Raw genomic sequence first — 22334 nt, 5'->3', positions numbered from 1 at the left:
GTACTAACGTCAATGGGGTGTCCGACGACCAGCCGCAGATCGCCGTCCTGATGTTCATCGCCCACCGTGCGACCGAGCGTCGGGTGTTGGCACGGATCGCCGAAGAAGGGGCCGGCGACATCACCCCGGCGCAGTCCCGGGTCCTGCAACGGCTGGCGCCCGAGCCGATGCGGCTGACCGACCTCGCCGAGCAGGCGGGTGTCACCAAACAGACCGCGGGCGGCATCGTCGACCAGCTGGAAGCCGCGGGCTACCTGACCCGGGTGCCCGACCCGACCGACCGTCGCGCGCGGCTGGTGACCCTGAGCGAACGGGGTGTGCGGCTGTGCGAGGTCGCTGCCCGCGAGGTCGAGGTGCAGGAGCAGGAGTGGCGCGAGCATCTCGGTGCCGAACAGTTCGCCGCCCTCGAGGAGGCGATGCGGTCGTTGCGCGAGGTCACCGATCCATATCGATGACCTCGGCGCCCTCGTCGTCACCGATGTCGTCACGGTCGGCCCAGTCGATGAGCGTGTCGAGGCGGTGGGCGACATCGTCGATCTCGCCGTGGAGGTCCCCGAGTTCGGCGAAGCGGGCCGGCACGGTGGCGATCGTGAAGTCGTCGGGTTCGATGTCGTCGATCTCGGCCCAGGTGATCGGTGTCGACACGGTGGCCCGTTCGTTACCGCGCACGGAATAGGCCGAGGCCATCGTGTGGTCGCGGGTGTTCTGGTTGTAGTCGACGAAGACCGCGGCGGGGTCACGGTCCTTGCGCCACCACGTCGTCGTCACGTCGTCGGGCGCCCGGCGCTCGACCTCCCGCGCGAACGCCAGCGCGGCGCGTCGGACCTGGGGGAAGCCCCATTGCGGTGCGATGCGGACATAGATGTGCAGGCCTCGACCACCCGAGGTCTTCGGGAACCCGCGCATGCCCAGCTCGTCGAGCACCTCTTCGACGACGTGCGCCACGCGGCGAACCCGCGGAAACGTGCACTCGGGCATCGGGTCGAGGTCGATTCGCCATTCATCGGGGGTCTCGGGATCGGCGCGACGCGAGTTCCAGGGGTGGAACTCCACGGTCGACATCTGCACCGCCCAGATCACCGACGCCAATTCGGTGACGCACAGTTCGTCGGCGGTGCGGCCGAACCGCGGGAAGTAGATCTCGGTGGTTTCCAGCCAGTCCGGTGCGCCGGCCGGGACGCGTTTCTGGTGCACCTTGTTGCCGCTGACGCCCTTGGGAAACCGGTGCAGCATGCACGGGCGGTCGCGCAGGGCGCGCACGATCCCGTCGCCCACTGACAGGTAGTACTCGGCGAGGTCGCGCTTGGTCTCGCCGCGCTCGGGAAAGTAGACGCGGTCCGGGCTCGACAACCGGACGGTGCGGTCGCCGACCTCGAGTTCGATGGGATCACCTGCGGAAGCCGACGTTTTCGCCATGACCGTCACTGTATGACTCCGGCGTCCGCGGCGGCGGACTCTGCGGGCCGCGTCTCCGGGCTGGGGCATCGACGGGACTTACCAACCGGTAGCCTTCGACCATGCCTGAGTTCGTGACCCTCGAGTGCTCCGACGCTCATCCGGGCGTCGGCACCATCCTGCTGCAGCGGCCACCGATGAACGCGTTGAGCCGGCAGGTGCAGGCCGAACTGGCCGCCGCGGCCGAGGAGGCGTCCGTGCGCACGGACATCAAGGCGGTCGTCGTCTACGGCGGCCCGAAGATTCTCGCGGCCGGCGCCGACGTCACCGAGATGCGAGACATCGGCTACGCCGAGATGAGCCGGGTGGCGGGTCGTCTGCAACGCGATCTCGGCGCGATCGCCGCGATCCCCAAGCCGACCGTCGCCGCCATCACCGGATACGCGCTCGGCGGCGGGCTCGAAGTCGCGCTGGGTGCCGACCGTCGCATCGCCGGCGACAACGCGAAGCTCGGCCTGCCCGAGGTGCTGCTCGGACTGATCCCGGGCGGCGGCGGAACCCAGCGGCTGGCTCGCCTCATCGGCCCGTCGAAGGCCAAGGACCTGATGTTCACCGGGCGATTCGTCGACGCCGAGGAGGCGCTGGCCATCGGACTCGTCGACGAGGTCGTCCCGCCCGACGAGGTCTACAACGCCGCGCTCGCCTGGGCCGGGCAGTTCACCGGCGCCGCCTCGGTGGCGCTCGCGGCGATCAAGAAGGCCGTCGACCAGGGGTTGGACGTCGACCTCGACACCGGACTCAAGATCGAGGAGCAGCTGTTCGCCCCGCTGTTCGCGACCGAGGACCGCGCCATCGGCATGGCGTCGTTCGCCGAGAACGGCCCGGGGAAGGCGGAATTCGTCGGCCGTTGAGCCGGCGGAGTCACCGCGATCCCCGACTTCATCACCGACACCACCACGCAACAGGAAGCGATCATGACCACCGATGCCACTCCGGGCACTGATCCGGCTCCGAACCCGCACGCCACCGAGGAGCAGGTCAAGGCGGCACTGACCGACACGAAGCTCGCCCAGGTGCTCTACCACGACTGGGAGGCCGAGACCTACGACGAGAAGTGGTCGATCAGCTTCGACGAACGGTGCATCGACTACGCGCGTGGCCGTTTCGACGCCGTCGCCACCGACGAGCCCCTCCCGTACGGCCGCGCGATGGAACTCGGTTGCGGCACCGGCTTCTTCCTCCTGAACCTGATGCAGTCGGGGGTCGCGGCCAAGGGGTCGGTGACCGACCTCTCGCCCGGCATGGTCAAGGTCGCGCTGCGCAACGCGGAGAACCTGGGGCTCGACGTCGACGGTCGCGTCGCCGACGCGGAGAAGATCCCCTACGACGACGACACTTTCGATCTCGTCGTCGGACACGCTGTGCTGCACCATATCCCGGACGTCGAGCAGGCACTTCGTGAGGTGTTGCGGGTGCTCAAGCCCGGCGGTCGGTTCATCTTCGCGGGTGAGCCGTCGACGATCGGCGACTTCTATGCACGCTGGATGAGCCGCGCCACCTGGTTCGCCACGACGAAAATCACCAAGCTGGGCCCGCTGCAAGGATGGCGGCGCCCGCAGGAGGAACTCGACGAATCCTCCCGCGCGGCCGCGCTCGAGGCCGTGGTCGACATCCACACCTTCGATCCCGACGAGCTCGCCGGCATCGCCCGCGCCGCCGGTGCGCACAAGGTGGACACCGCCACCGAGGAACTGGCCGCCGCGATGCTCGGCTGGCCGGTGCGCACCTTCGAAGCCGCGGTGCCGCCGGAGAAGCTGGGGTGGGGCTGGGCTCGGTTCGCCTTCGGCGGATGGAAACGCCTCACCTGGCTCGACGAGAACGTGCTGCGCAAGATCGTGCCGCCGAAGTTCTTCTACAACGTCGTAATCAGCGGCTACAAACCCTGAAGGGGCAGGTCAGACCCGGTGGGGTCGGAGAGCGCCCCCGCCGGATTCAGTCTGCATCTCGGTCGACGTCTTGCATGTCATCGAAGTTCGAACTCGTTGAAGGGGTAGGACTGCGTCTCCCTGCAGAATTGCGTCGACTCACAGTCGATACCGAATCGGGTGGAATAAAGGGTCATCCGGATCGCCGCTTGGTCTCCGCCATCGAAGGCGAAGTTCAAGATGGCCTCCGTCCGCACCGGTCCTTCGCAGCGCGCATCGACTTCCGCGGTGAAGGAAACGCGAGATTGATTAACAAGGCGATGAGGTACCTCGAGCCCGGGGGTGGTGATACACGACGAGTCTCTCTCCGGATTCACCCTCGTGATGATGACGGAGCGAGATCCGGACTTGATCTCGACCTGCGCGCTGGGTGCGGTCGTACCCGGTCCCAGAGACCCGAAGTCGAACCCGCGGAGCGTGTCGGTCAAGGGGTCGGCCACCGCGGCGGTCTGAGGTGCGAGTCCGAGCGCCGCGACGGCGATGGTCGCGGCGGCCAGTGCGGTGGCGAGGCGGGTGAGTAGCGTCACGGACGTGCTCCTCAGCGGTGGCTCACGATCCAGAAAGATCGCGATCAAGTCATCAGTGCACCACATAGACAGCTGAAATGTCATACCTCCGACGGCAACCGACCGGCCACCCGACCAACTGGTCCGTTCGGACTACACCCGCGTCCGCCCGAGAAGTGCGGGAATCGGCGCAAGGAGGCCGGCGCCCCAACCAGTAACGGTCGCGTCAGCGGTGACGAGCCTCATGACTTCGACGGGTACCCTGCACTGGTGGCAGTTGCGCAGTGCACCCCGACGTCGTCGACGCCCCGCACCTTCTCGTGAGCTACTCCTTCAGTCTCGACGACGTCGCGTTCCTGCGGTCGCGGCACGGTGAGAAGGCGCTCGAGACGGTGTCCGGACTCGATCTCACCCCGTCGACCATGCTGTCCGACATCACCGAGGTCCGCAGCCGGTACGCGCCGCACGATGCCGCGCTCATCGAGACGGTGCGGTGCCGCCGGCGAGCGCGCTCGAAGCTGCGTGACGCCGATGGCCTCCTGCTCACCGACGACGCCGGGCAGCAGGCGACCGCGTCGGTGGTCGCCGCGCACCGCGCCGCCGAGGTCGCGGGACGATTCCCGGGATCGGTGGTGCACGACCTGACCTGCTCGATCGGCGCGGAACTTCGAGAGCTGGTGCGTGTCAGCGGTATTCGTGGTGTCATCGGCAGCGACATCGATCGGGTCCGGCTCGCGATGGCGCGGGCGAACGTGCCCGACGCCACGTTGCTGATCGCGGATGCACTCACCCCGACATCGACCGCGGACGTGCTCCTCGCGGACCCGGCACGGCGGTCGGACGCGGGCCGGACCTTCCGGCTCGATCAGCTGACGCCACCGCTCTTCGAGCTGCTGACCACCTATCCGGGCCGCCTGATGATCGTGAAATGCGCTCCCGGACTGGATCATCAGATGCTGCGGAACCGCTTCGGCTTCGACGGCGAGGTCCAGGTCACCTCGCTCGACGGCGGCGTGCGGGAGGCGTGCCTGTGGTCGGGACCGGGTGTAAAGCCCGGTCGCCGGGCCACCGTCCTGCGGACCAGGCCTGACGGTACGGTCGCCGAGGTCGAGATCACCGATCGCGAAGACGACGACGTGCCCGCCGGTGAGGTCGGGGAATGGATCGTCGACCCGGACGGGGCGATCGTGCGGGCGGGGCTGGTCAGGCACTACGCCCACCGGTTCGGACTATGGCAGCTCGATCCGCAGATCGCTTACCTGACCGGCACTTCCGTCCCCGAAGGAGCGCGCGGATTCCGGGTGATCGAGCAGACGGGGGTGACCGAGAAGTCGCTCCGCAAGGCGCTCGCCGCGCTGGACTGCGGCCCGCTCGAGATCCTTGTCCGCGGACTCGACGTCGACCCCGATCGGCTGCGAAAGAAGCTCAAGCCCAAGGGCTCCCGCTCGCTGTCGGTGGTGCTGACCCGGATCGGACGCAAGGGCGTCGCGTTCATCTGTGAGCCGGGAGTCCGGTTCTAGACCGCTTTCGCCGGTCTACCGGCGACTATTCGAGGTTGGCCTTGCTGTCGAAGAAGTAGACCTCTCCGAGGTTGGTCGCGGTGGCGATCTGTCCGGAGTAGGACACCGAGACCCCGGTCGCGAAGCCGCGCGATTCAGGCAGCGGGAGAGTGCGCTTCGTCGCGCCGTCGGCGGTGGACACCTCGACCAGGGACAGGGTGTCCTTGCCCGGATCGCGCGCCACCGTCCACGCGGTCTGCTGCTGGGTCAGCGCCGACAGGCTCACCGTCGCCAGATCGGTACGCTGCCAGACCTGTTCGGCTCGGTCGCCCTGGTCGCGCAGCAGGGTCAGCGGGGCGCCCAGTGAGCCGGTGGGGATGATCAGGCCGTCCGGTGAGACGGTCATCGTCGCAAAACCGTGCCCGCCGATGTCGTAGGTCCACCGCGTCGATCCGTCCTCGGCGTTCAGCGCGACGATCTTGCCGTCGCGTGAGAATGCGTAGATGGTCGCGCCGTCGGCTGACAGTGTCGGGGTCCCGACGACGCCGCTCGGGACGTCGGCCTGCCAGGCGGTGCGGACCTCGCGCGCGCCGGCGACCTCGCCGTATTTCATGGCGCGGATCTGTGAGGTCGCGGCGCCTTCGGGAAAGAAGTTGAGGTAGAAACGTTCTCGTTCGGTGTCGACGGCGGCGGGAGCGGGAATCGCGCACTGCGGCCCGTTGCGCACGCAGTCTCCGAAGCCGCGGAGCGGCTGCGCGGGATCGGCGTCATCGCGCAGGTTCACCTCGGGAGCGAGGAGTTCGTTGCGCTGGGTGTCGATCAGCAGGATCTGTCCCTGGGTGGTGACGACCAGCACCGCGCTGGGGGCCGCGAACTTCGCCGAGAGCGGCACGCCGATCACGCCCGCGCGCCAACGGATGGCGCCGCCGGCGTTGAAGGCGAGGAAGGTCGTCTCCTCGCCGAGATAGGGCTGGTCGTACTGGTCGACGAGCATGGCGCTGATCTCGACACCGGCGCGCATGTCCTTGCAGAAGTTCTTCCGTCCCGACCGGCTGTCGAGCACGAGGACGTTGCAACCCTCGGCCGCATTGGACGTCACACCCACGTTGCCCTTGCCCGAGATGGTCACCGGCGCGGTGACCGGACCGCCGGTCGGGCGTGTCCAGCTCAGCGTCAGATCTTCCGGCACATCGGCATACGCGAAGTTGGCGTTCCCCGGGACACCGCCGTAACTGGGCCAGCCGACGCTCGGGACGGACCGGACGTCGATGTGGCCGTCCGAGCAGGCGGCGAGCACCAGCGAGCACACGGCCGTGAGCGCGACGAGCAGGCGGGTCAGCGCAGATCGGCGGCGTCGAGACACCTGCGGTCGTGCGAAAGCCATCCTGCTCCTCGTCGTCGTGTCCGGAGTCGTCGTCGAACCAAGGCACCGGACATGCCATCGAACCGGCACCCGACGTGCCAGCAGTGAGCCTATCGTGCGCGAAAATCGCGTCGATTAGGGTTTCTCGTCATGACCACCATGTGGAATGCCTCGTACCGGTCCCGCCGGCGCGCAGGCCGACGCCGCGACCCCGACCAGGCGCGTTTCCTCACCCTCGATTCGCTGCGCTGGGTGAAACGCAATCGCGCGTACACACCGTGGTACCTCGTGCGCTACTACCGTCTTGCACGGTTCCGCCTGGCCAATCCGCACATCGTGCTGCGGGGCATGGTGTTCCTCGGGCGCAATGTCGAGATCCACGCGACACCGGAACTCGCCCGCATGGAGATCGGGCGCTGGGTACACATCGGCGACGGCAACTCCATCCGCTGTCACGAAGGCAGCCTCCGCATCGGCGACAAGACCGTCTTCGGCTGCAACAACGTGGTCAACTCCTACCTCGACCTCGAGATCGGCGGGTCCACCCTCATCGCCGACTGGTGCTACATCTGCGACTTCGACCACAAGATGGACGACATCACGCTGCCGATCAAAGACCAGGGCATCGTGAAGGGCCCGGTTCGGATCGGCCCGGACACCTGGGTCGCGGCCAAGGTGTCGGTCCTGCGCAACACCATCGTCGGCCGAGGATGCGTGCTCGGCTCGCACGCCGTGGTCAAGGGCGTGATCCCCGACTACGCCATCGCGGTCGGCGCGCCCGCCCGGGTGGTCAAGAACCGGATGGACGACTGGGCGTCGAACGCGGCGGAGCGCGCCGAACTCGAACGCGCTCTCGCCGACATCGAACGAAAGAAGGCCGCGGCCGAACGGGAGTGACCCTTCGTGACGCCCTCCGCAGGCTCCGGGCTCCTCAGGGAGCAGTGGGCTACGCCTGGCCCGGGTCCCGTTCCGGCAGAGGACGTTCGGGAATGTCGGGACGTCCGATCGCATGCCGGACCCGACGCTTCGCCGCGAGGTGCACGCTCGCGGTCCGCTCGGCGACCTCGGCCCAGGAGAACTCCGCGGTGAGCCGCGCCCGGGCCCGGAGTGCCCGTTGCGCCGCCGCGCCCGGATCGGACAGGGTCGCACGGACCGCTGCCGCCAGACCGGCGACGTCGGCAGGCTCGAAGGTGAGTCCGGTGTCGGGCTCGCGGACCGCCTCACCCAGACCGCCCGCGGTCGACACGATCAGCGGCGCGCCGGTCGCCGCCGCCTCCAGCGCCACGATCCCGAACGGCTCGTAACGGCTGGGCAGAACGATGGCGTCGCAGCGGTGCATCAGCGTCACCAGCTCGCCGTGGTCGACCGGACCGACGAAGGTCACCGCCTTGCCGACCCGGTGCCTGCGCGCCTGCTCCATCAGCCAGTCCCGCTGGGTGCCGTCACCGGCGACGGTCAGCGTCGTACCCGGATGGCTGCGCCGGATACGGGGCAGCGCGGCCAGCAGATCCTGCACGCCCTTCTCGTATTCGAGCCGTCCCGCGAACAACAACTCGGCCGGTCCGCCCGTCCGCGGACGCTCGGCGAACGGCCACGTCCGGATGTCGATGCCGTTGTGGATCACCGTGATGTCGGCCGCGTCGTACCCGAACAACCGGTTCACCTCGTCGCGCATCGACGCCGAACACGTGATGAGAGCATCGGACTCCGACACCAGCCACCACTCCACCGAATGCACCTGACGGTTCGTCCGGCCGCTCACCCAGCCGCTGTGCCGCCCCGCCTCGGTCGCGTGGATCGTGGAAACCAAAGGCACATCGAAGAATTCGGCCAGTGCGATGGAGGGATGGGCGACCAGCCAATCATGCGCGTGCACCACGTCGGGCACCCACCGCGATGCCGATCCGCTCCCGGCGCCGTGCAGATTCGGCCCGCTCGCTTCGCTCCCGGCGCCGTGTGGATCCGGCCCGCTCGCTCCACTCCCGGCGCCGTGCAGAATCCGCAGCCCCGCCCGAACGAACGCATGCCCCATCGCGAGCGTCCAGGCCATCATGTCCTGCCCGAACTCGAACTCCGGCGGATCCTCGGCGACCGCCACGACGCGCACACCCTCGACGACGGTGTCCGTCGTGGGATGACTCACCGCATCGGTTCCCGACGGTCGACGGGTCAGGACCACCACGTCGTGACCCGCGGCGGCCATCTCGGTCGCCAGGTGATGCACGTGCCGGCCGAGTCCGCCCACCACGACCGGTGGGTACTCCCACGACACGAACAACACCCTCATCCGATTTCCCCCTCGGTGTCGATCCCCCTTGGGCCGATGTCCGCTGGACGGGCGGTCTCGGCACCGGTTCCGGCATCGCCGGTCTCGGTGCCGATCCCGTCGGCGGTCAGCGTGGTCTGCAGACGGCGCGCATCGAGAGCGGGGAACAGATTGTCGGCGCGCGACCAGTTCGCGGCGAGCAACTCGGCAGCGTCGTCGCGGCCTCGCATCGCCGCGTTGCTGATCTCGCGGGTGGCGTGCGCATGCGTGTGAGCTCGCGACACAGCGTACTGCGCGGCAGTGTCCTTCGACACCATGAACGGCCAGTCCGACGACACGGTCAGCAGCGCCTCCCGCACGATCTGATCGGCCACGCGACTGCGCTCGCCACCCCGGTGCCGCAGCTTGGCGACGGCGTCGAGGGCCGTCTCGGTGACCTCGGCGTTCAGGTCGACCAGGTGTTGTACGGCCGGGCCGTTCCACACCCGCCAGTCCTTGCCCGACCCCCACGACGACCGGGGAAGGTCGAACGGTGCACCGACGAACCCGGCTCGTGTCGCGCCCGCGAGTGTTCCGACGGTGACCCCGACCTCGGGCAGGCGGCGGAGCACGCGTTCGAGCCAGACCGGCCCCTCGTGCCACCAGTGGCCGAACAGCTCGGTGTCGAACGCCGCGACGACCAGCGCCGGGCGGCCGATCCGGTCGGACTCGTCGACGAGGCGGGTGCGCACGTGCGCGACGAAGTCCTCGACGTGCCGGTCGAGAACCGCGTCGACCCGTGCCGGGTCATAGGGCTTCTTGTCCTCGCCCGACACGGTCCGGCCGGTGACGCGGAACCGCTTGAGCCCGGTCTCGTGGTCGTACGTGTGGAAGTCGCGGTAGACGGCGTGGCCCGGATAGCCCGACTTCGGTGACCAGACGCGGTAACTCACCGTCAGGTCACGCCCGTAGGCGATGACGGCGGCATCACCGACGGGGCGCCCGAGCGCGGTGTCGCCCTGCAATGCCGGTCCGTCGACCAGGAAGTGACGCACGCCCGCGCGGTCGTACTCGGTCTCCATCCCCGGCGCGAAAGCGCACTCGGGCGCCCAGATGCCGGACGGGTCGAAACCCCAGCGCGCGTGCGCGTCCGCGAGCCCCTCATCGAGCGAGAAGCGGCGCATTCGCGGATCGAGCAGCGGCGCGAACGGGTGGGCGAGCGGACCGCCCAGGATCTCGGCGACCCCGCTCGAGGCCAGCCCGCGGATCAGTGGCGACGCACCGTGACGCCATCGACTCGCGAAGGTGTCGAGAGCGCGCTGGGCGTCGAGGTACTCGCGGCGTCCGGCCGCCGCACGGTCGGCGTCCCGGGACATCGCGGCCTGGGTGGCCCGCAGTTGCCAGTCCGCGAGCCACTCGTACATCGACGACGCGCAGTGCGGGTCGTCGAGCTGCGCGGCCAGTACCGGCGTGATGCCCAGGGAGAGCTGATCGGTGAAGCCGTCGGCGGCCAGACGCTCGAGCATGTCGACCAACGGCAGATACGACGCCGCCCACGACTGATACAGCCACTCCTCGCCGACCGGCCAGCGGCCGTGATTGGCCAGCCACGGCAGATGCGAATGCAGGACCAGCGTGAACTGGCCGGGAACGGGCGCGGTACCGATGGCCACCCCTCAGCCCCGCAACGCGACCGCGAACAGGTCGAGGGAGGCGTCGATGTCGCACTCGCCCGAGTCGACGACCTCGAAGTCCTCGGCGACCACGCCGGCGACGTCCGCGGTCAGCTCGTCCGGCCACGGCTCGCCGGCGACCGCGCGCTCGATCTGGGCGTCGATGAGTGAACCGCCCCACTTGGTGTCGAGCGCCCGCAGCCGCGGACCGTGCACGACGCCCAGCATCGCGTCGACCACGAAGTCCCCGCCGAGAAGCAGGTCGGTGAGTTCGGCCGCGTCGAGCTCACGGGTGTGGAACGGGTTGAGCGGTGTGTCGCGACCGGGGGAGAAGGTGATGCGGTTGGGCGTCGACATCAGCAACAGCCCGCCGGGGCGCAGCACACGGTGGCACTCGGCGACGAAACGTGGCTGATCCCAGAGGTGCTCGATCACCTGGAAGTTGACCACGACGTCGACCGAGGCGTCGTCGAGCGGGAGGTCGACGAGATTGCCCTGGTGGACGACGAGTTCGGGGTAGCGGCGACGGGTGTGCTCGACCGCGACGGTGTCGTAGTCGACGCAGACCACCGACGACGCCCCGGCGTCGGCGATCATCGCGGCGCCGTAACCCTCGCCGGACCCGGCTTCGAGAACGGCACGGCCCGCGCACCGGTCGGCGATGTGGCGATAGGCGATCTCGTGGCGCCGGAACCAGTAGTTCTCGGCGGGGATCCCCGGGACCGTGCGCTCGCCGGTGAGCGCGAGTTGCTCGTCGGTGTCGAGCGCCTCGAGACCAGTGGTTGCCGTCCCGCGCGACGATCCGAGGTCTGCGTCAGTCATCTGAGAGAGACTAGGGCATGCCCCGCCGGTCACCGGGTCCGTCGTACCGAGCGAGCGAACGGTCGCCGCATTGTGTGAGGTAGTCGATGTTTAGTGAGAGGATAGGAGACGCTAAAGTGGTGAGGACCCATGGCCTTACCCGCCGGTAAGTTGCCGAACCCGATGCAGGAGGTCGACGAAGACCCATGACAAACATTGTCGTACTGATCAAGCAGGTTCCCGACACGTGGTCCGAGCGCAAGTTGTCCGACGACGACTACACCCTGGACCGTGAAGCCGCTGACGCCGTCCTGGACGAGATCAACGAGCGCGCCGTCGAGGAAGCGCTGAAGATCAAGGAGGCAGACGGCGGTGAAGTCACCATCCTGACTGCGGGACCCGAGCGCGCGACCGACGCCATCCGCAAGGCGCTGTCGATGGGTGCGGACAAGGCGATCCACATCAAGGACGACCTCATGCACGGCTCGGACGCGGTCCAGACCGCATACGTGCTCGCGCGGGCACTCGGCACGGTCGAGGGTGTCGAGCTGGTCATCGCCGGCAACGAGGCCACCGACGGTCGCGTCGGCGCCATCCCGGCCATGATCGCCGAGTACCTCGAGCTCCCGCACCTGACGCACCTGCGCAAGCTGACCCTCGAGGGCGAGACCCTCAAGGGCGAGCGCGAGACCGACGACGGCATCTTCCACGTCGAGGCCACCCTGCCGGCCATCGTCAGCGTCAACGAGAAGATCAACGAGCCGCGCTTCCCGTCCTTCAAGGGCATCATGGCTGCCAAGAAGAAGGAAGTCACCGTCCTCACCCTCGCCGAGATCGACGTCGAGGCGAGCGACGTGGGCCTGGAGAACGCCGGCTCGGTCGTGACGGCGAACACCCCGAAGCCGCCGAAGACCGCGGGTGAGCGCGTCACCGACGAAGGCGACGGCGGCACCAAGGTCGCCGAGTACCTGGTCGGCCAGAAGATCATCTGACCTTCTCGACGCAGACCACCGGCGAACCCCCAGACATTCAGGAGAGAACCACCATGTCAGAAGTACTCGTGCTCGTGGAGCAGGACGCCGAAGGCGCCCTGAAGAAGGTCACCAGCGAGCTCATCACCGCCGCCCGCGCTCTCGGCACCCCGTCGGCAGTCGTGGTCGGCAAGCCCGGCTCGGCCGACGGCATCCTCGACGGCCTCAAGGAGGCCGGCGCGGAGAAGGTCTACGTCGCCGAGTCCGACGACGCGGGCAACTACCTCATCACCCCGCAGGTCGACGTGCTGGCCTCGATCGCCGAGTCGGCCTCGCCGGCCGGGATCCTGGTCGCGGCGACCGCCGACGGCAAGGAGATCGCCGGCCGGTTGGCCGTGCGTCTCGGCTCCGGCGTCCTCGCCGACATCGTCGACGTCAAGGAGGGTGGCGTGGGCGTCCACTCCATCTTCGGTGGCGCCTTCACCGTCGACGCGCAGGCCAAGGGAGACGTGCCCGTCTTCTCGATCCGCCCCGGTGGTGTCGAGGCGGCTCCGCAGGCCGGCGCCGGCGAGCGTGTCGACGTCGAGGTCCCCGCTCAGGGCGAGGGTGCGGTCAAGATCACCAAGGTCGAGCCGAACGTCGGCGGCGACCGCCCGGAGCTGACCGAGGCGTCGATCGTCGTCTCGGGTGGCCGCGGTGTCGGCAGCGCCGAGAAGTTCTCCGTCGTCGAGGAACTCGCCGACGTGCTCGGTGCCGCTGTGGGCGCCTCGCGTGCGGCCGTCGACTCCGGCTACTACCCGGGCCAGTTCCAGGTCGGCCAGACCGGCAAGACCGTGTCGCCGCAGCTGTACGTCGCCCTGGGCATCTCGGGCGCCATCCAGCACCGCGCCGGCATGCAGACCTCGAAGACGATCGTGGCCGTCAACAAGGACGAAGAGGCCCCGATCTTCGAGATCGCCGACTACGGCATCGTCGGTGACCTGTTCAACGTCGCGCCGCAGCTGACCGAAGAGGTCAAGAAGCGCAAGTGATCATGCGCTGATCCGCTCAGAAACCCGGTGACCCCCGACCCCGTGTCGGGGGTCACCGTGCGTTCGGGGGTCGTTCACCCGCTCGTGGCCGTCGCGGGTCGTGTTCACCCGGTGGCGGCCCGAGTTCACCGAACCCGCACCGACACGACACACTGCGGTGGTCCCGCCGATGCCCGGTCTGGCTTTCATTCGAGTCATGAACGCCATGCAGTCGCCAGTCCGCACCAGCCACGTCTCGCGCGCACCGTTCACGCGAGCCGAGCCGAGGACCCTGCTCACCGCGGGGCCCATCCGCGTCCTCGTGTCCGACGATTCCGCCGACATCGTCGCCGCACAAGAGTTGCGGTACCGCGTCTTCGCCGACGAACCCGGTTTCTCCGATCGCATCGGTGACTCGGCCACCGGTCGCGACGCCGACCGCTTCGACGCCTTCTGCGAGCACCTCATCGTCCGCCACACCGACGACGGTGTCGTCGGATGCGCGCGAGTCCTCGCCCCGGCCCGGGCGATCGCCGCCGGCGGGTGGTACTCGGCGACCGAGTTCGATCTTCGCGAGATGAACGACATCGTCTCCGCCACAGTCGAATTGGGGCGTGCCTGCGTGCACTCCGGGTACCGCGACGGCTCGGTGACCGCGCTGATGTGGGCGGCGCTCCTCCAGTACATGGACGACGCCGACCTGCGCTACCTGATGGGGTGCGTGTCGGTGCCGCTGCACAGTCCGGGGGAGTGGCTGCCGGGGTCGTCGCTGCGCGCCCTACGGGACCGACTGCGCGACGAGCATCGGGATGCACTGCGTCAGGCCCACCCGCTCGTGCCGGCACGCGTGGGCGGACGCCTGCTCGACGACATCGTGCCCTCGGACACGGTCGCGATGCCGCCGCTGATGCGCGGATACCTGCGCCTCGGTGCCCGGATCTGCGGCGAACCGGCGGTCGACGACGTCTTCGACGTCGCGGACTTCCTCACCCTGCTCGACCGCGAGGGCGCGAACAAGCGCTACCTGGACCGGCTGCGATCGAGTGCCAGACGGCTCGGCTCGCCCCGCATGGATGCCGCGCCGGAGCCCGGGGGCGCGGCACGATGACCGCGCTGCTGGCCGGTCCGGTCTCACCGCGCACGGCTGGTCCGCGACGCGGCCACGCACAGTGCCCGCCGGCCCGCCCGTCCGGCGCGCTCACGCATCCGTGGTTCCCGATCAGCACCTGCGGCGAAGGATGCCTCGGCCCGACGGTGGCGCGGCGCTTCGACGCGATCGCCGACGCGACGATCGTCGGGTGGCGCCTGTGCCGGCTCGCGGCGGTCGCGATGTGGATCGTCTGGGCCGTCCTGACCGCTCGGGCGGTGGCGGGTCTGTGTCGACGACCGCCACGTTCGCTCCGCGCCCCTGCATCGAGTGCACTGCTGGCGGCCCTGGGGATCTCCGTCGACGTCGAGGACCGCCGAGCAGACCCTGCCCGAGCGGGGCTGGTGGTCGCCAATCACATCTCCTTCCTCGACGTGCTCGCACTCGCGCTGATCAGCCCCGCGCACGTGGTGGCCAAATCCGATGTCGTCGGGATGCCGGTGGTGTCCTCCCTCGCGCGCAGGTTCGGCGTCATCGCCGTCGACCGCGGCACACTCCGCGGGTTACCGGAGACGGTCGGCGAGGTCGCCGGACGCCTGCACCGCGACTCGTCGGTGATCGTGTTCCCCGAGGGCACCACCTACTGCGGTCGATCCGGCGGCGCGTTCCGCCCGGCGTTCTTCCAGGCCGCGATCGACGCGGATGTCCCGGTGGTGCCGGTGAAGCTGCGATTCGTCGGCACCGACGGGACCACCGCGACGGCGCCGAGTTTCATCGGCGCCGACACCCCGGCCGACACCCTCCGGCGGGTTCTGCGGGCACGTGGCCTGGCCGTCACGATGGTCATCCACCCACCCGAGGCGCCCGGCCGGGATCGTCGCGAGCTGGCGGGTCGATGCGAGCGCGTCGTGGCGGGCCTTCCCGCCGCCGCGGAAAGTGACATCATTCGTTCTCTCATATAGGTTTCACCGGTAGCCGTCCGCAGGTCTGTGGACGATAACCGCGTACCTCCAGGAGGCGACGATGACGTCCACCCGAACCCGAGAAGCCGCGCGCACCAAGTTCTTCGAACTCCGCGATGTCGACGGCCGGGTCGACGACGCCGATCTCGACACCGTCTGGGCCGGATTGTCGACGCTCCGGCCCGAAGAGATGCTCGGCGCCTGGAAGGGTGGCGAGTTCACCACCGGACACGCCATCAACGGCACGCTCGCCAAGGCCAACTGGTTCGGCAAGACCTTCACCTCGCGCAGCGACGTCCAGCCTCTGGTGTGCCGTGACGACAACGGCAATCTCTTCTCCAACACGAAGCTCGGCAAGGGCGAGGCGAGCCTGTGGGCGATCGAGTTCCGCGGCGAGATCACCGCGTCGATGGTCTACGACGGCCAGCCGGTCATCGACCACTTCAAGCGGGTCGACGACACCACGGTGATGGGGATCATGAACGGTAAGGGCGGCGTCATCGACGGCCGTCACCTGTACTTCTATCTCGAGCGGGTCTGAGCGCGACCGGTCGCCGGAGTGGCCTCACACCTCCCGACGTGCGCGTTCGGCGTCGTGCGACCGCTACCGGGTCGGCAGGCCGGCGATCGGCGGCCCGATCGCGGAATTTGTCGGCGACCTACGCGCGTTTATCCTTGCTAGCGATGCCCGTGCCAAGCCGACCGCCCGTGAAGGCGCCTGTCTACCTCGATCACGCCGCTTCGACGCAGATGCTGCCCGAAGCCGTCGAGGCGATGACGGCCGTCTTCGCCCAACCGGGTAACGCCTCGTCGCTGCACGGATCCGGCCGCACCGCGCGCCGTCGGCTCGAGGAGGCGCGCGAGGCCATCGCCGCGGCTGTCGGCGCCCGGCCGTCCGAGGTCGTGTTCACCGGGGGCGGGACAGAGTCCGACAATCTGGCGGTCAAGGGCATCTACTGGTCCCGGCGGAACGCCGACCCGCGCCGTCGCCGGATCATCACCTCCGCGGTCGAACACCATGCCGTCCTCGACCCCGCTCAGTGGCTCGCCGACGAGGCCGGCGCCGATCTCGTACTGCTACCCGTCGACGCCGACGGTGTGATCTCGCCGGCCGACCTGCGTGCCGAGCTCGAGGCGCACGCGGACGAGACCGCTCTCATCTCGGTCATGTGGGCCAACAACGAGGTCGGCACGATCCAGCCGATCACCGAGATCGCCGCGCTCGGGTCCGAGTTCGGCATCCCCGTGCATTCCGACGCGATCCAGGCCGTCGGCCATCTGCCGGTCGATTTCGCGGCCAGCGGCCTCTCGGCGCTCAGCCTGGCCGCCCACAAGTTCGGCGGGCCGCAGGGTGTCGGCGCCCTGCTGCTCGGTCGGGACGTCGGGTGTGTGCCGCTGCTGCACGGCGGCGGCCACGAACGCGACGTCCGGTCGGGAACGCAGGACGTCGCCGGCGCGGTCGGCATGGCCGCCGCGCTGTCGTGGTGCGTGCAGAACCTGGACACCAACACCGCCCACCTGCGGGCGCTGCAGACCCGGTTGACCGAGGTCCTGCTCGGCGTGGACGGAGCGGTGCGCAACGGGGCCGACGGTGCCGGCCGCCTCCCGGGCAACGTGCACGTGTCGTTCGCCGGATGCGAGGGTGACTCGTTGCTGATGCTCCTCGACGCCAAGGGTGTCGAATGCTCGACCGGATCGGCCTGCACCGCCGGGGTGGCGCAGGCCAGTCATGTGCTCCTCGCGATGGGGCTGGACATGGCCGACGCACGGTCGTCGTTGCGGTTCTCCCTCGGCCACACCACCACCGACGCCGACATCGACGCGGTCGCCGCGGTCATCGACGAGGTCGTCGACCGGGCACGAGCCGCGGGCCTGGTATCGGTCCCCGGCGGAAGGATCTCTTGATGCGAGTACTGGCGGCGATGAGTGGCGGCGTCGACTCGGCGGTCGCCGCGGCGCGAGCGGTCGAGGCCGGTCACGAGGTGGTCGGTGTTCATCTGGCACTGTCCACGGCTCCGGGTGCGCTGCGCACCGGGTCGCGCGGATGCTGTTCACGCGAGGACGCCTCCGACGCCCGCCGGGCGGCCGATGTCCTCGGAATCCCGTTCTACGTCTGGGATTTCGCCGACCGCTTCAAAGATGATGTGATCGACGAGTTCGTCGAGGCCTACGCGGCCGGACGCACACCGAACCCGTGCCTGACGTGCAACGAGAAGATCAAGTTCGCCGCCCTCGCCGACAAGGCGGTCGCCCTCGGTTTCGACGCGCTGGCCACCGGCCACTATGCCCAGCTCGTCGACGGGGAGCTACGGCGTGCGGTCGACGCCGACAAGGACCAGTCGTATGTGCTCGCCGTCCTGACGCGTGATCAGTTGTCGCGGGCGATGTTCCCGATCGGCGACACCCCGAAGACCGAAATCCGAGCCGAGGCGGCCCGCCGCGGGCTGGCCGTCGCGGACAAGCCGGACTCCCACGACATCTGCTTCATCCCGAGTGGCGACACCCGCGCATTCCTCGGTGCTCGCATCGGTGTTCGGCCGGGGGCGATCGTGGACGCGGCGTCGGGTGAGCGTCTCGCCGAGCACGACGGAGTCCACGGTTTCACCATCGGTCAGCGCAAGGGCCTCGGAGTCGAGGCGCCCGCCGCAGACGGCAAGCCGCGCTATGTCACCGAGATCGATCCCTATTCGGGGACGGTCACCGTCGGGACGGCAGCCGACCTGCAGGTCTGGGGGATCACCGCCACCCGCGCGGTCTGGACCTCGGGGGTCACTCCCGGCGAACCTTTCGATGCGATGGTGCAGGTCCGCGCCCACGGCGGACTCGCGCCGGTGCGTGCGACCGCGACCACGATCGACGGGGGACCAGGCATCGACATCGTCCTGCAGGAGCCACTCACCGGCGTCGCCCGCGGTCAGGCCGCGGTGCTGTACCTGCCCGATGCCCGGCGCGGCGACCAGGTCGTCGGGTGCGGGCGGATCGCCACCACCTCGTCGCAGCCGTCTGTCGTGCCGTCTCCGTGACCGGCTCATCGGCTCTGCCCACCGGTGTGGGCACCGGTGTGGGATCGATGCCGGGCACCGACGCGCGTGCCGCGGCCGAGGTGGTGAACGGCGAACTCGACCTCGCACACCTCGTCGAACTCCCCGGCCGTGGTATCGGCTCGGATCTGATCGGCCGGATGGCGGCGATCCTCGTCGATCTGCCGATGGACACCGCGACGTGGGGATACCGTCTCGCGCAACGCCACTCCCGCCTGGCACGGCGGGCGGCAGATCTCCTCGCCGAGGACCTCGACGTCGTCGAGGAGCTCTGGGAGACCGCGGGTTTCGTCGGTACCGGACGGCCGTTCAAGGTGCAGGTCGCCGGCCCGTTCACGACCTCGGCATCCGTCGAGCTGGCAAACGGGCAGCGTGTCCTCAAGGATCACGGCGCGGTCCGCGACATCGTCGAGTCGACGGCCGAGGGCGTGCGCGCGCATGTCGCCGAGGTGCAACGCCGGCTCGGCGCGCGCGTGGTGGTCCAGCTCGACGAGCCGATGATCGGTCAGGTCATCGACGGCACGGTGAAGCCGCTGACGCGCTTCGACCCCATCCAGGCGATACCGGTGGTCGAGGTGGCCCGTGCACTCACCGAACTCATCGACCATGTCGGCGCACCGGTGATCCTGCACGACTGCGGCAGACCGCGATGGGAACTGATCGAACACCTTCCCGGCGTCGGCTATTCGATCGACCTGACCAAGCCCTCCCCGGCCGATCTCGACGGCATCGGCATGCTCGTCGATCGCGGCGGCGTGCTGCTCGCGGGACGCGTGCCGTCGACCGCACCCGATCGCCCGTTGGCCGCCGAACACGTGGCGACCGAACTCGCCGCGCTCACCGATCGCATCGGTCTGAGCCGGAAAGTTCTGTCGGACAACATCATCGTGACCCCGACCTGCGGTCTGGCCGGCGCGTCGACGAGCTGGGCCAAGACGGCGCTTGCGGTCACCGCGAAAGCCGGTCAGCTACTCGGCAGCGATCCGTCGGCACTCTGAAACCCCTGCAGGCCCGACCTCGCAGACCTATCCTCGTCGGTATGCCGCACCCGATCATGTTCGACGACGCGGACCCCTACCTGGTCCGCGTACGGACGATCGCGCTCGCGCTGCCCGACGCGACCGAGGTCGTCGCGCACGGCCGCCCGACCTTCCGCTGCGGCAAGATGTTCGGCAACTACGGCGGCGGGGTCAAGGGCAGCAAGATCCGTCACGACCAGTCGATCCTGGTCCTCGCCGACGATTCCGAACGGCCCGCCCTGCTGGACGATCCGCGATTCTTCCTGCCCGCCTACCTCGGCCCCGCCGGCTGGGTGGGCCTGATCCTCGACGACGACACCGACTGGGACGAGGTCGCCGAACTCCTCGACACGAGCTACCGCCAGATCGCACCGAAGCGGTCGCTGGCCAAGCTGGACCCTTCGTGACGCCCCTCCGCAAGCTCCGGGGCTCCTCAGGGGGCGGGGTGTGACGCCGCTCTGCTCCCCGAGGAGCGAGCGTGCGGGTGTGTCTCCTGCTCCCTGAGGGGCGAGCGTGCGGGTGTGTCTCCTGCTCCCTGAGGAGCGAGCGTGCGGGTGTGTCTCCTGCTCCCTGAGGAGCGAGCGTGCGGGTGTGTCTCCTGCTCCCTGAGGAGCGAGCTTGCGAGCGTCACGAAGGGTCAAGACCTGCAAGACCTGTCCTAACGCTCCGATACCCTCGGAACGTGGCAGATACAACGGAGTCGGGTCAGCCGGTCACCGAGCAGTCGGGGCCCGAGGGCGATCTGCGCGAGGAGTGGACGGCCCTCGCCGAGGAGATCCGGGAGCACCAGTTCCGCTACTACGTCAAGGACGCGCCGGTCATCACCGATGGCGAGTTCGATCTGCTCCTGCGGCGTCTGCAGTCACTCGAGGACGCGCACCCGGAACTCGCGACCGCCGACTCACCCACCAAGCTCGTCGGTGGCGGCTTCTCGACGGCGTTCTCCCCGGTCGACCACCTCGAGCGAATGATGTCGCTGGACAACGTCTTCGACCACGACGAGATGCGCACCTGGGTCGACCGGGTGTTCGCCGACGCCGGGGCCAGGGCGGACTTCCTGTGTGAACTCAAGATCGACGGGGTGGCCCTCGCGCTGGTCTACCGCAACGGAGTCCTCGAGCGGGGTGTCACCCGTGGCGACGGCCGGACCGGCGAGGACGTGTCCCTCAACGCGCGCACCATCGACGACATCCCGATGCGCCTGACCGAGTCCGCGGAGTACCCGATCCCCGACGTCCTCGAGGTGCGTGGCGAGGTCTTCTTCCGCGTGGAGGACTTCGAGGCGCTGAACGCCTCGCTCGTGGCGGAGGGCAAGGCGCCCTTCGCGAATCCGCGCAACTCGGCCGCCGGATCGCTGCGCCAGAAGAACCCGCAGATCACGGCCCGTCGCAGGCTGCGGATGATCTGCCACGGCATCGGGCACACGGAGGGCTGGCGCCCGGCATCCCTGCACGACGCCTACCTGGCGCTCGGCGCCTGGGGTCTGCCGGTGTCGACCCACACCACCAAGGTGTCCGGCGCCGAGGAGATCATCGACAAGATCACCTACTGGGGCGAGCACCGCCACGACGTCGAGCACGAGATCGACGGCATCGTGGTCAAGGTCGACGACTTCGGGGTGCAGCGACGCCTCGGTTCCACCTCGCGGGCGCCGCGGTGGGCGATCGCCTACAAGTACCCGCCCGAGGAAGCCACCACCAAGCTCTCCGATATCCAGGTCAACGTCGGGCGCACCGGCCGCGTCACCCCTTTCGCGGTCCTCGAACCCGTGCTCGTCGCCGGGTCCACGGTCTCGCGTGCGACCCTGCACAACGGTTCGGAGGTCAAGCGCAAGGGCGTGCTGATCGGCGACACCGTCACCATCCGCAAGGCGGGCGACGTGATCCCCGAGGTCCTCGGGCCCGTCGTCGATCTACGCGACGGCACCGAGGTCGAGTTCGAGATGCCGGAGCTGTGTCCGGCATGCCAGACGCCGCTGCGACCGGAGAAGGAGAGCGACGCCGACCTCCGCTGCCCGAACCAGGAGAGCTGCCCGGCTCAGCTGCGCGAGCGGCTCTTCCATCTCGCCGGCCGGGGCTCCTTCGACATCGAGGCGCTCGGTTACGAAGCCGCGTCGGCCCTGCTGTCGGCGGGTGTGCTCACCAACGAGGGTGATCTCTTCTCGCTGACCGCCGACGATCTGGTCCGCACCGACCTGTTCACCACCAAGGCGGGGGCGCTCTCGGCGAATGGCAAGAGGCTGCTGGCGAACCTCGACAAGGCCAAGGACGTGGCGTTGTGGCGCGTGCTGGTCGGGCTGTCGATCCGCCATGTCGGGCCCACCGCGGCCCGGGCCCTGGCCACCGAGTTCGGTTCGCTCGAGGCGATCGAGGCCGCCGACATCGACCAGCTCGCCGGCGTCGAAGGGCTGGGGATGACCCTCGCGCAGTCCATACACGACTGGTTCACCGTCGACTGGCATCGGGACATCGTCGAGAAGTGGCGCGCCGCAGGCGTTTCCATGGAAGACGAGCGGGACGAGTCGATCCCGCGGACCCTCGAGGGCAAGACGATCGTCGTGACCGGATCGCTGGTGGACTTCTCGCGCGACGGCGCCAAGGAGGCCATCCTGCAGCGCGGTGGCAAGGCGTCGGGTTCGGTGTCGAAGAAGACCGACTACGTGGTGGTGGGGGAGTCGCCGGGCACCAAGGCCGACAAGGCCGAACAGCTCGGCGTGCCGGTGCTGGACGAGGACGCGTTCAAGAAATTGCTGGAGACCGGCAGCCCGGAGTGACCGA

Annotated in this window: 21 protein-coding genes; 15 read left to right on the top strand and 6 right to left on the bottom strand. The window is 69.0% G+C overall.

All coding sequences use genetic code 11. The features are described 5' to 3' along the window. The first annotated feature begins 50 nt into the window (after nt 1-50). Nucleotides 51-455 (top strand): MarR family winged helix-turn-helix transcriptional regulator, encoded by a 405-nt coding sequence (locus AC3B6C_RS23855; protein WP_035717031.1) that lies wholly within the window; start codon nt 51-53, stop codon nt 453-455. On the opposite strand, the gene ligD is transcribed toward AC3B6C_RS23855, so the two are convergent. Further along, entirely contained in the window at nt 436-1416 is a 981-nt protein-coding gene (gene ligD, locus AC3B6C_RS23850) for a non-homologous end-joining DNA ligase (protein ID WP_488374361.1), read from the bottom strand. The two genes, AC3B6C_RS23855 and ligD, sit on opposite strands and share 20 nt — an antisense overlap. Nucleotides 1417-1517: 101 nt before the next feature. Between ligD and AC3B6C_RS23845 the strand changes: the two genes are divergently transcribed. Together AC3B6C_RS23845 and AC3B6C_RS23840 are read left to right on the top strand one after the other, a co-directional pair. After that, on the top strand, nt 1518-2306 hold the full coding sequence (locus AC3B6C_RS23845; protein ID WP_010841363.1) for an enoyl-CoA hydratase/isomerase family protein: 789 nt from the start codon (nt 1518-1520) through the stop codon (nt 2304-2306). 63 nt (nt 2307-2369) lie between these two features. Next, entirely contained in the window at nt 2370-3341 is a 972-nt protein-coding gene (locus AC3B6C_RS23840) for a class I SAM-dependent methyltransferase (RefSeq protein WP_488374359.1), read from the top strand. Between the two features lie 77 nt (nt 3342-3418). Here the strand turns inward: AC3B6C_RS23840 and AC3B6C_RS23835 are convergent, their stop codons facing one another. Next, entirely contained in the window at nt 3419-3907 is a 489-nt protein-coding gene (locus tag AC3B6C_RS23835; protein WP_488374358.1) for a hypothetical protein, read from the bottom strand. A gap of 299 nt (nt 3908-4206) precedes the next feature. Here AC3B6C_RS23835 and AC3B6C_RS23830 point away from each other — a divergent pair, with 299 nt between their 5' ends. Beyond that, complete coding sequence (locus AC3B6C_RS23830) at nt 4207-5406, top strand: class I SAM-dependent methyltransferase (protein WP_488376379.1); 1200 nt, start codon at nt 4207-4209, stop codon at nt 5404-5406. Nucleotides 5407-5431: 25 nt separating this feature from the next. Here the strand turns inward: AC3B6C_RS23830 and AC3B6C_RS23825 are convergent, their stop codons facing one another. Beyond that, a complete protein-coding gene (locus AC3B6C_RS23825; RefSeq protein ID WP_488374357.1) occupies nt 5432-6769 on the bottom strand; it encodes an outer membrane protein assembly factor BamB family protein in 1338 nt (445 codons plus the stop codon). 129 nt (nt 6770-6898) lie between these two features. Here AC3B6C_RS23825 and AC3B6C_RS23820 point away from each other — a divergent pair, with 129 nt between their 5' ends. Beyond that, complete coding sequence (locus tag AC3B6C_RS23820; RefSeq protein WP_010841357.1) at nt 6899-7645, top strand: acyltransferase; 747 nt, start codon at nt 6899-6901, stop codon at nt 7643-7645. A 49-nt stretch (nt 7646-7694) separates the two neighbouring features. Here the strand turns inward: AC3B6C_RS23820 and AC3B6C_RS23815 are convergent, their stop codons facing one another. From AC3B6C_RS23815 to AC3B6C_RS23805, 3 genes are read right to left on the bottom strand one after another with little or no spacing between them, the layout of a single operon-like run. Next, a complete protein-coding gene (locus tag AC3B6C_RS23815) occupies nt 7695-9035 on the bottom strand; it encodes a glycosyltransferase family 4 protein (RefSeq protein WP_488374356.1) in 1341 nt (446 codons plus the stop codon). Then, nucleotides 9032-10666, bottom strand: a complete 1635-nt coding sequence (locus AC3B6C_RS23810; RefSeq protein ID WP_488374355.1) for a 1,4-alpha-glucan branching protein domain-containing protein — start codon at nt 10664-10666, stop codon at nt 9032-9034. The genes AC3B6C_RS23815 and AC3B6C_RS23810 overlap by 4 nt, the downstream gene beginning before the upstream one ends. 3 nt (nt 10667-10669) lie before the next feature. Next, nucleotides 10670-11488, bottom strand: coding sequence for a class I SAM-dependent methyltransferase (locus AC3B6C_RS23805; protein ID WP_488374354.1), 819 nt, complete (start codon nt 11486-11488; stop codon nt 10670-10672). 185 nt (nt 11489-11673) lie between these two features. Between AC3B6C_RS23805 and AC3B6C_RS23800 the strand changes: the two genes are divergently transcribed. The 10 genes from AC3B6C_RS23800 (at nt 11674) to ligA (ending at nt 22330) form a co-directional block, all read left to right on the top strand. Beyond that, on the top strand, nt 11674-12459 hold the full coding sequence (locus AC3B6C_RS23800) for an electron transfer flavoprotein subunit beta/FixA family protein (RefSeq protein WP_010841353.1): 786 nt from the start codon (nt 11674-11676) through the stop codon (nt 12457-12459). Between the two features lie 53 nt (nt 12460-12512). Then, on the top strand, nt 12513-13469 hold the full coding sequence (locus AC3B6C_RS23795; protein ID WP_010841352.1) for an electron transfer flavoprotein subunit alpha/FixB family protein: 957 nt from the start codon (nt 12513-12515) through the stop codon (nt 13467-13469). Between the two features lie 100 nt (nt 13470-13569). Beyond that, entirely contained in the window at nt 13570-14556 is a 987-nt protein-coding gene (locus AC3B6C_RS23790) for a GNAT family N-acetyltransferase (protein ID WP_488374352.1), read from the top strand. Continuing rightward, on the top strand, nt 14553-15497 hold the full coding sequence (locus AC3B6C_RS23785; protein WP_488374351.1) for a lysophospholipid acyltransferase family protein: 945 nt from the start codon (nt 14553-14555) through the stop codon (nt 15495-15497). Before AC3B6C_RS23790 ends, AC3B6C_RS23785 begins: the two co-directional genes overlap by 4 nt. A 61-nt stretch (nt 15498-15558) precedes the next feature. Next, nucleotides 15559-16038: a DUF4334 domain-containing protein gene (locus AC3B6C_RS23780; RefSeq protein ID WP_010841349.1), complete on the top strand. Its 480-nt coding sequence runs from the start codon at nt 15559-15561 to the stop codon at nt 16036-16038. A 143-nt stretch (nt 16039-16181) separates the two neighbouring features. Then, nucleotides 16182-17402, top strand: coding sequence for a cysteine desulfurase family protein (locus AC3B6C_RS23775; RefSeq protein ID WP_193748539.1), 1221 nt, complete (start codon nt 16182-16184; stop codon nt 17400-17402). After that, nucleotides 17402-18520 carry a tRNA 2-thiouridine(34) synthase MnmA gene (gene mnmA / locus AC3B6C_RS23770; protein WP_488374350.1) on the top strand — a complete coding sequence of 373 codons (1119 nt, stop codon included), beginning with the start codon at nt 17402-17404 and terminating at the stop codon, nt 18518-18520. The genes AC3B6C_RS23775 and mnmA overlap by 1 nt, the downstream gene beginning before the upstream one ends. Continuing rightward, nucleotides 18517-19536 (top strand): uroporphyrinogen decarboxylase/cobalamine-independent methonine synthase family protein, encoded by a 1020-nt coding sequence (locus AC3B6C_RS23765; RefSeq protein ID WP_488374349.1) that lies wholly within the window; start codon nt 18517-18519, stop codon nt 19534-19536. The genes mnmA and AC3B6C_RS23765 overlap by 4 nt, the downstream gene beginning before the upstream one ends. 41 nt (nt 19537-19577) lie before the next feature. Then, entirely contained in the window at nt 19578-19964 is a 387-nt protein-coding gene (locus tag AC3B6C_RS23760) for an MmcQ/YjbR family DNA-binding protein (RefSeq protein ID WP_010841345.1), read from the top strand. Nucleotides 19965-20239: 275 nt separating this feature from the next. Continuing rightward, nucleotides 20240-22330, top strand: coding sequence for an NAD-dependent DNA ligase LigA (gene ligA, locus AC3B6C_RS23755; RefSeq protein ID WP_488374348.1), 2091 nt, complete (start codon nt 20240-20242; stop codon nt 22328-22330). The last annotated feature ends 4 nt before the right edge of the window (nt 22331-22334 follow it).

This window comes from Gordonia sp. 11cp, from assembly GCF_057767225.1.
The sequence above is the reverse complement of the archived record's forward strand: the minus strand, read 5'-3'. Positions and strand labels throughout refer to the sequence as shown.

What these genes read in the sequence shown, in the direction of transcription:
- AC3B6C_RS23855 (WP_035717031.1), top strand. Translation starts at nt 51, where the DNA reads ATGTTCATCGCCCACCGTGCGACCGAGCGTCGGGTGTTGGCACGGATC.
- ligD (WP_488374361.1), bottom strand. Translation starts at nt 1,416, where the DNA reads ATGGCGAAAACGTCGGCTTCCGCAGGTGATCCCATCGAACTCGAGGTC.
- AC3B6C_RS23845 (WP_010841363.1), top strand. Translation starts at nt 1,518, where the DNA reads ATGCCTGAGTTCGTGACCCTCGAGTGCTCCGACGCTCATCCGGGCGTC.
- AC3B6C_RS23840 (WP_488374359.1), top strand. Translation starts at nt 2,370, where the DNA reads ATGACCACCGATGCCACTCCGGGCACTGATCCGGCTCCGAACCCGCAC.
- AC3B6C_RS23825 (WP_488374357.1), bottom strand. Translation starts at nt 6,769, where the DNA reads ATGGCTTTCGCACGACCGCAGGTGTCTCGACGCCGCCGATCTGCGCTG.
- AC3B6C_RS23820 (WP_010841357.1), top strand. Translation starts at nt 6,899, where the DNA reads ATGACCACCATGTGGAATGCCTCGTACCGGTCCCGCCGGCGCGCAGGC.
- AC3B6C_RS23815 (WP_488374356.1), bottom strand. Translation starts at nt 9,035, where the DNA reads ATGAGGGTGTTGTTCGTGTCGTGGGAGTACCCACCGGTCGTGGTGGGC.
- AC3B6C_RS23805 (WP_488374354.1), bottom strand. Translation starts at nt 11,488, where the DNA reads ATGACTGACGCAGACCTCGGATCGTCGCGCGGGACGGCAACCACTGGT.
- AC3B6C_RS23800 (WP_010841353.1), top strand. Translation starts at nt 11,674, where the DNA reads ATGACAAACATTGTCGTACTGATCAAGCAGGTTCCCGACACGTGGTCC.
- AC3B6C_RS23795 (WP_010841352.1), top strand. Translation starts at nt 12,513, where the DNA reads ATGTCAGAAGTACTCGTGCTCGTGGAGCAGGACGCCGAAGGCGCCCTG.
- AC3B6C_RS23785 (WP_488374351.1), top strand. Translation starts at nt 14,553, where the DNA reads ATGACCGCGCTGCTGGCCGGTCCGGTCTCACCGCGCACGGCTGGTCCG.
- AC3B6C_RS23780 (WP_010841349.1), top strand. Translation starts at nt 15,559, where the DNA reads ATGACGTCCACCCGAACCCGAGAAGCCGCGCGCACCAAGTTCTTCGAA.
- AC3B6C_RS23775 (WP_193748539.1), top strand. Translation starts at nt 16,182, where the DNA reads ATGCCCGTGCCAAGCCGACCGCCCGTGAAGGCGCCTGTCTACCTCGAT.
- mnmA (WP_488374350.1), top strand. Translation starts at nt 17,402, where the DNA reads ATGCGAGTACTGGCGGCGATGAGTGGCGGCGTCGACTCGGCGGTCGCC.
- AC3B6C_RS23760 (WP_010841345.1), top strand. Translation starts at nt 19,578, where the DNA reads ATGCCGCACCCGATCATGTTCGACGACGCGGACCCCTACCTGGTCCGC.